Origin of the sequence: Daeguia caeni (genome assembly GCF_042653845.1) — a bacterium.
GTDB classification, from domain to species: domain Bacteria; phylum Pseudomonadota; class Alphaproteobacteria; order Rhizobiales; family Rhizobiaceae; genus Brucella; species Brucella caeni.
On the sequence record NZ_JBHSEL010000076.1, the window covers coordinates 1 to 1,756 of the forward strand.

Genomic DNA, 1,756 nt, shown 5'->3' on the forward strand with positions numbered 1-1,756 from the left:
GCATGGAAAATTGCGGCCTGTTTCGCTTGAATATCTACGAGCCCCTGGCCTTTCCGGCCAGAGAAACTTAACGTGACAACACCGCCAATTATCAATGTAATAAAGCACGAACCACCCTTCGGAGCGCTCCTCGATCTTGAACTGATATTTGGGCTTTTTTGACATATAGCGGCTCCTTTGGATATTCCCTAAAGAGCCTAGCTTATCAGCTATGGCGCATAATACGAAGAGGCAATGCTATTGAGCTAGGAGCAGGGGACCGGCCTATCGTGGCCTATGCTGCAAGCCGATCTCCCTCGGAGCGTCGCCGCCGTGGGCGGAAGGCGGCGGCCCGCCTTACTGTGTGGCCGAGGGCAGGGCTTACGCCCGCCCGCTTGCCCCATATCTCGCCCTGTGGGCCATGTTCATCGTGCATTTCCCGCAAAAAGAAGTGCTCAAGGAAAGCAGGCTCTGTGCCCTTTACGAGATACTTTGCGAGTCGTTTGGCATGGGACGCCCGAATGGGCTTCTCGCGATAGGTGAAGGGGGTTAGCGGCCCCTGCACCCGTTCAATCCAGCGCGGTAGCTTGCGCAGGAAGTCGGCCATCAGATCCTCGGGGACATGGAGAGCCCAATTCACGTGTGGGTTTTCCCCGGTCGGGTTCTCGAAGGTGTAGACGTAGGCCGGCGCAACAGGCTCCGCTCTCCGCTTCCCGTGATAGGTCAGCCAGTCCCGAAATTTGTGCCGGATGCGCTCGAACAATGTTGCAGCGCAGGCCGCGTCCGTCTCGCTCAAGTGGATCACGACATACCGGTTCATCGGTCGCCCCGTCGCGGCTGCGAAGTCGAACGCTCGAAAGATGGACTGTGTGACACGGCGCTTGATGTGGTCGGTGCAGCGGGCTTTTCCCCCTACATTTTTGGTCATGCCGCAGCCACCTATACTACATATGCCATTCCTCCCCATTGATTCCCGTTTAGCTTGCGAAGAACGAAATGGCAACATCTGGCGAGGCTCAATCCCCGGCTTTTTGGATTGTGCAATCCAAAACAGGCATTGAATGCCCGGGCGGGAAATGTTATATTTTCGTATAACTCAAAGGAGGTGCCCCATGCACACTACCAATCTGCGCAAGGTCGGCGGCTCGGTCATGCTGGCCGTTCCCCCCGCCCTGCTCGATGTTCTGCATCTGTCGGCCGGGGCCAAAGTTGGCTTGGCCGTCGATAACGGCCGCCTCGTGGTCGAGCCGAAGGCACGGCCGCGCTACACGATGGCCGAGCTGCTGGCCGCGTCCGACTATTCGCAGCCGCAACCGGCTGAAGAGCGGGAATGGATCGATGCGCCTGCCGTGGGCGGTGAGCTTATATGAGGCGCGGCGACGTCTACATGGTCGATCTCGAGCCAACGCAGGGTCGGGAGCAGCGCGGGCATAGGCCGGTGGTCGTGGTGTCACCCGACGAGTTCAACCGGGCCACCGGCCTTCCTGTCATTCTGCCGATCACCAATGGCGGTGAGTTTGCCCGGCGCATCGGCTTTGCCGTGCCCCTCTCCGGCACCAACACAACCGGCGTCGTGCGCTGCGATCAACCCCGAGTGCTGGACCTGAAAGCGCGCAACGGTCGCAAGGTGGAATCTCTACCGCCGGAAATCATGGAAGAGGTCTTGGCAAAGGCTGCCACAATCTTCGAATGAAGGTGTTGTCACGTTAAGTTTCTCTGGCCGGAAAGGCCAGGGGCTCGTAGATATTCAAGCGAAACAGGCCGCAATTTTCCATGC

The 1,756-nt window shown here is 58.7% G+C and carries 3 protein-coding genes; 2 read left to right on the plus strand and 1 reads right to left on the minus strand.

Annotated features, from left to right (window positions below):
* Nucleotides 1-274 precede the first annotated feature (274 nt).
* Nucleotides 275-907, minus strand: coding sequence for a hypothetical protein (locus tag ACFO1V_RS09480; protein ID WP_374834764.1), 633 nt, complete (start codon nt 905-907; stop codon nt 275-277).
* A 184-nt stretch (nt 908-1,091) separates the two neighbouring features.
* Here ACFO1V_RS09480 and ACFO1V_RS09485 point away from each other — a divergent pair, with 184 nt between their 5' ends.
* Nucleotides 1,092-1,349, plus strand: coding sequence for an AbrB/MazE/SpoVT family DNA-binding domain-containing protein (locus tag ACFO1V_RS09485; RefSeq protein ID WP_015042074.1), 258 nt, complete (start codon nt 1,092-1,094; stop codon nt 1,347-1,349).
* Entirely contained in the window at nt 1,346-1,672 is a 327-nt protein-coding gene (locus ACFO1V_RS09490) for a type II toxin-antitoxin system PemK/MazF family toxin (RefSeq protein WP_374834762.1), read from the plus strand. The genes ACFO1V_RS09485 and ACFO1V_RS09490 overlap by 4 nt, the downstream gene beginning before the upstream one ends.
* Nucleotides 1,673-1,756: the final 84 nt, after the last annotated feature.